We start from the raw sequence: 4942 nt of genomic DNA, 5'->3' as shown, positions 1-4942 counted from the left end.
CTGAGTCAGACAAAATTCGCGCGATTATTTCCGCTTCAGGAACACAAACCCGTTCTTTTCGCCGATCACTTCCAGGTTGGGATGATGCCGGTAAGGCTCACTGTCTGTGATACGGCAAATGAAATAGGCAGGTTTGTCTATTTGCCCGTTCAGCAGCCAGTCTTCATTATAATAGTTCTTATTGGCATGTGGTTGTTCCCTCGAATAGTAATGCTGTGCATAACTATGATAGGCTAACGCTTTCACATATACGTCTTTCCCTTGCAGGGAAATAAAGTAATCGATCGCAGCCCGCTGTGAATAAGCCTCTACTTTGGGTACAAAGTGTACCACCGTTACCTGTATCACCAATATGGTACTGACAAACAAACACAACAGCCCTTTACTGATCTGTTTGCGCATTAGCAGCACGCTGCTCACTATCACCAGTATGATATAGCCTACCCCATATCCCGCTTCCAGTACAGACCAGGGCACATCGGCCTGCAGGTTGGCTACGGCAAATTTATCGCCGATGTAAGGGATCAGCATATTTTTGTAAACGCCTACCAATGGCAATGCGGCAATCGCAATTCCCAGTACTATCCCAATGAAAAGTATCAGTGCGGTATTCCAGCCGCGTAACCGTTGCTTGCCTTCGGAAAGCAGGTATACCTGCCAGGCCGCCAGGAACGACAAAGGGAAATAGCAGAGCGAGGAATAATGTACAATCTTGGTTTTTACAATGGAAAAAAGGATCAGCACCACCCAGAATAGTACCCACATCCACACTTTGAAATCTTTTAACTCGATGGCAGCAGGAGTGGAGTAAATCGTCTTTTTCCTGCTCTGCAGATAAGTAAAAAGAAAGGTGCTTGCCGGGAAGCAACCTATCAGCAGCACAATCCAGTGATAAAAGAACGGACCGCCATGACCCGCATCCTCTGTGGTGAGCAGGCGTATCTGGTAAGCCACAAACTCATTTACAAACCACCAGCCATGCGCAATAATTTCATACCCGAACCACAGCAGGGTGGTAATGCAGGCAAACAGGGCAATTAATCCTATATGGGAAAACCGGATACTGATCTTTCCTTTGTTCCAGATCCAGTACACCAGCAGGCACAGCAAAGCTACCAATATAGCTACCGGTCCTTTGGTTAACACCGCCAACCCCAGGAATAAGCCGCTGAGAATGGCCATGCGGAAGGGTTTGCTGTTATACCCGATACGATAGGCAAAGTAGATAGCCAGGAAAATAAAAAAATTGAAAGTGGGATCAATAATACCGGATTTAAAATAGAAATGCGGTAACCAGGAACCGGCATATACCAGGGCCCACCAGAAACCAAATCTTTCATCCACTGTTTTTTTACCAATAGCAAATAAACTGATCAAAGTGGCAATACCGATGATGGCATTGGGAAAACGGGCGGCAAAATCATTGATCCCGAAAAGGTGCATGCTGGCTGCCTGCATCCATATAAATAAGGGTGGTTTTTCCCAGAAAGGACGGAAATCGATCTGCACCTGGCTGTAGTTGTGGCTTACTATCATTTCCCGGGCTGCTTCTGCGAAGTTGATCTCATCCCAGTCAAATAAATGTACAGCCCCCAAAAAAGGTATAAATAGTAAAGCGGCCACCAGGGCAATCAATAGGTATTTCATTGAAAGTATTTAAAAAATTGGATGACGAACGGCCACTTACCAGCCGTTCGTCCTATACCTTGCTATGTTGTGGCATTGGCCTGTAACAGCGCCTCTGCACATACTTCCGGAGACGACGTGGTATCCCGGAATTTAAAAAGTCCATATACAATAACAGTACTCAGGGTACCTACAATACTACCCACATATACATCCGCAAAAAAATGCTGCGCCAGGTAAATGCGGGAATAGCCGGCGCAAAGCGCCATTACTAATAACAATAATCCCAGCTTTTTATTGCGCCCTATAACAGCCAGGAAGCTGAACATACCGAAGGCTGCTGCAGAGTGACCGGAAGGAAAACTGCAGCTGCTGTGCACATTTACCCATTTTACGGTATGCACCAGCGTGGCCGTTTCATCGCCAAAAAAGGAGATAGGCCGCGGCGCATTATAATAATGTTTGGCCACCTGCACTATAATAGTGACCAGCAGCAGCACAGCCAACCCGATAAAGAATAGCCTGAACCGCTGGGTAATCAGCATCAGGAACAGCACTATTCCAAACATAATACCATCACCGAGGTAGGTTAACCCGGTAACAATTACATCCCCCCAGTCGGAATGTTCCCCGTTAATACTGAGAAACAGGTCCCGCTGACTGTAGGTTGTTAGCATTACTCCGCCTACTATTAGCCATAGCAGGAAGGGCAGGAAGAACCAGGAGTTCTTTCTGAACAGTGTAAACAGCGTTTTCAATTCTGTAGGTTTTAAATTGTAGGTTGCTTAGTCTTAAATCTCTTTAAGAACTTCTTTCTTTCTAAATCTATATAAGAACTTTTTTATTTGTTGAATAACGCGAAAATAGTATTCTTTATTAAAAAGCTGTGAATCATTCATAGCCTTAACAATAAGGAAACCTGCAATGGGGAGTAATACCATATTTGATAGCCACATCCCCGACCAGGTGAACATCACGCCGCTTCTGGCCATCTTTTCACCGATCATGAAAAATACGTTAAAAATCACGAAAAAGATCACGGCAAACACCAGTGGCGTACCCAATCCGCCTTTCCTGATAATAGATCCCAGCGGGGCGCCTATCAGGAACATAACGATACAGGCCGCAGCAAGGGTAAATTTGCGCTGCCATTCCACTTTGTGCATCAGGATAACGCTATGCTTATCTTCAAACTCCTGGGTAGGCTGTTCAAGGGCGCTCTGGGTTTCACGCACATTCTGCTCTGCCCTGTCCAGCACATTACGGCGGCTTTTTTCGGGTACAATGTCTTCAAAATCCTTCACTTTCACCGGTGGCGCGCTGGCTGCCCAGGCAGAATCTTTCCATTTGAAGAAGGGATAACGTACCGTTACATACGAATTGACCGTTTTGCTGAACTGGTTCTCCACTTTCTGCAGGGAATCTATAGCTACATCCAGTTGCCTTACATTCAGCATCTGCTGGTTGGATGCAAAAAGGTCCATATTCAGGCGGTTGAAGGCAAATGAACTGAGGTCAAACGCCTTGCTGTATTTTTTAAAACCAAGCCTTATCATGTCGCCGGGAACCGTGTAGCCGCGGTTGTTCCGCTCCTCATATCTCCACCCGTTGTCCAGGATAAAATACAGAAAGCGTTTATTGGCGGTAAGTACCATTTGTCCCTTTTCAGCCAGGATGATCCGGTCGCCTCCGCCACTCTGGTGATCGAAGATCATCACCTGGTGAATGGTCTGGTTATCTTTGTCCTTCTGCGCTACCTTGATGGTATAGCCGGGAATATCTTTATAAAATACGCCTGCCTTAATATTAAAGGCTGGTTTGGAATTGGTAATGTCATAAAGCAGCGATTTGGCCTGCAGGTTGGCCACGGGGATCACATAGTTGGCAAACAGGAAGGCCAGGAAAGCAATAATGGAACATACTACCAGCAGCGGACGTATAAAACGTAAGAGGGAAATACCGGAAGATTTTAATGCTACCAGCTCAAAACTCTCTCCCAGGTTACCAAAGGTCATGATAGACGACAATAATACCGCCAGCGGCAGGGCCAGTGTTACCAGCGTGGCGCTGGTATAGGCGATAAGCTGGATGATCACACCCGTATCCAGGCCTTTACCCACCAGGTCGTCCACATACTTCCAGAGGAACTGCATTACCAGTACAAATAAGGTAACAAAGAAAGTGGCTACAAAGGGACCCAGAAAGGTTTTTATAATTAGCTTGTCGAGTTTTTTCACTGATAATGCGGTATTAAAAAAATGGAATCCCGATCTTCGTATCTACTGGTCAGGATACTCCTAAATGGTAAAGTTAGCACGATTTCACAAAGGAGTGTTAAGGAGAACCTGAAAATACCGTTAAAATTTATATGAAAAGTTTTGAATTAACGCCGGAAGAAGCAGCCGTTATAGAAAGTACGCATTTTATTCTCCTGAAAAACAGCGCAATAGAGAAGGTAATGGGGTTGATGGGAAAGCTGCAGGAAGCCCTGGCAGCGTACGACCGTAACAGTGGGTTCCCCTTTAAACCGGAATGGCTGCTGCAGGGAGGTAAAATATCCAAAGGTGAGCAATACAAAGGGTTACCCTGGGTAATGCTGGACTATCCGCGTTACTTCAGTAAAACAGGGGTTTTTGCTTTCCGCACCATGTTCTGGTGGGGACATTACTTCAGCGCCACCCTGCACCTGGGAGGTAATGTAAAGCAACATTACAATGCTGCACTGGAAAACAGTTACACAAAGCTGGCGGCTGCCGGATTTCAGGTGTATGTACAGGAAGATCCCTGGGAGCATGACTTTGAAAATGGAAACTATCGTTTCATAGATACCCTGGATTTAAATGAGTGGAAAACGCTGATCAGCCAGAACGATTTTGTTAAAATAGCTAAACCTTTCGTGATCGGTCATTGGGGAAAAATCATAACTGAGGTAGTGGAAGCCTATGCTACGCTACTCAATATTCTTGAAAATAAAGCTTAACTGCCTATGCGGTGGAAAAGGTCTTTCACCTGGTATTCCCAGAGCTGACTTTGGTCCTTCACTTCTTTCTTCTCTGCGAAATCTTTTACTACCAGGATAGTTTCATTCGTTACTTCAGAAATTTGTATGCGGAACTCAAAATATTCGTCTTTGGGAGCATGCGTCCAGTGCAGCCGGATATACTCATCTTCCTCCTGTTCCAGTACTTCCGCTTCTTCAGCCGTACCGTTCCATGAAAAGGAGAAAACATTATCCCTGAAATCAACCCTATCGGCAAACCACTCCTGTAAACCAGCAGGGGTCGATAAAAATTCATACAGGATACCGGGTGAGCAC

The 4942-nt window shown here is 45.5% G+C and carries 5 protein-coding genes; 1 reads left to right on the top strand and 4 read right to left on the bottom strand.

Annotation, left to right across the window (positions count from 1 at the left end):
* Nucleotides 1-24: 24 nt before the first annotated feature.
* The 3 genes from VN105_RS13070 to VN105_RS13060 form a co-directional block, all read right to left on the bottom strand.
* Nucleotides 25-1647: a glycosyltransferase family 39 protein gene (locus VN105_RS13070; RefSeq protein WP_325641541.1), complete on the bottom strand. Its 1623-nt coding sequence runs from the start codon at nt 1645-1647 to the stop codon at nt 25-27.
* Nucleotides 1648-1709: 62 nt separating this feature from the next.
* The gene (locus VN105_RS13065) at nt 1710-2384 is read right to left on the bottom strand and encodes a phosphatase PAP2 family protein (RefSeq protein ID WP_325641539.1); all 675 of its coding nucleotides are present in this window, start codon (nt 2382-2384) and stop codon (nt 1710-1712) included.
* 33 nt (nt 2385-2417) lie between these two features.
* Entirely contained in the window at nt 2418-3863 is a 1446-nt protein-coding gene (locus VN105_RS13060; RefSeq protein ID WP_325641537.1) for an LptF/LptG family permease, read from the bottom strand.
* Nucleotides 3864-3994: 131 nt separating this feature from the next.
* On the opposite strand from VN105_RS13060, the gene VN105_RS13055 reads away from it, so the two are divergent.
* Entirely contained in the window at nt 3995-4606 is a 612-nt protein-coding gene (locus VN105_RS13055; RefSeq protein WP_325641535.1) for a hypothetical protein, read from the top strand.
* Here the strand turns inward: VN105_RS13055 and VN105_RS13050 are convergent.
* The coding region (locus VN105_RS13050) for an START-like domain-containing protein (RefSeq protein WP_325641533.1) at nt 4603-4942 on the bottom strand (340 nt) is incomplete at its 5' end. The genes VN105_RS13055 and VN105_RS13050 overlap by 4 nt on opposite strands.

Source organism: Chitinophaga sp., assembly GCF_035564935.1.
GTDB lineage: Bacteria > Bacteroidota > Bacteroidia > Chitinophagales > Chitinophagaceae > Chitinophaga.
Note: the sequence above shows the minus strand (reverse complement) of the source record. Positions and strands in the feature narration are given on the sequence as shown.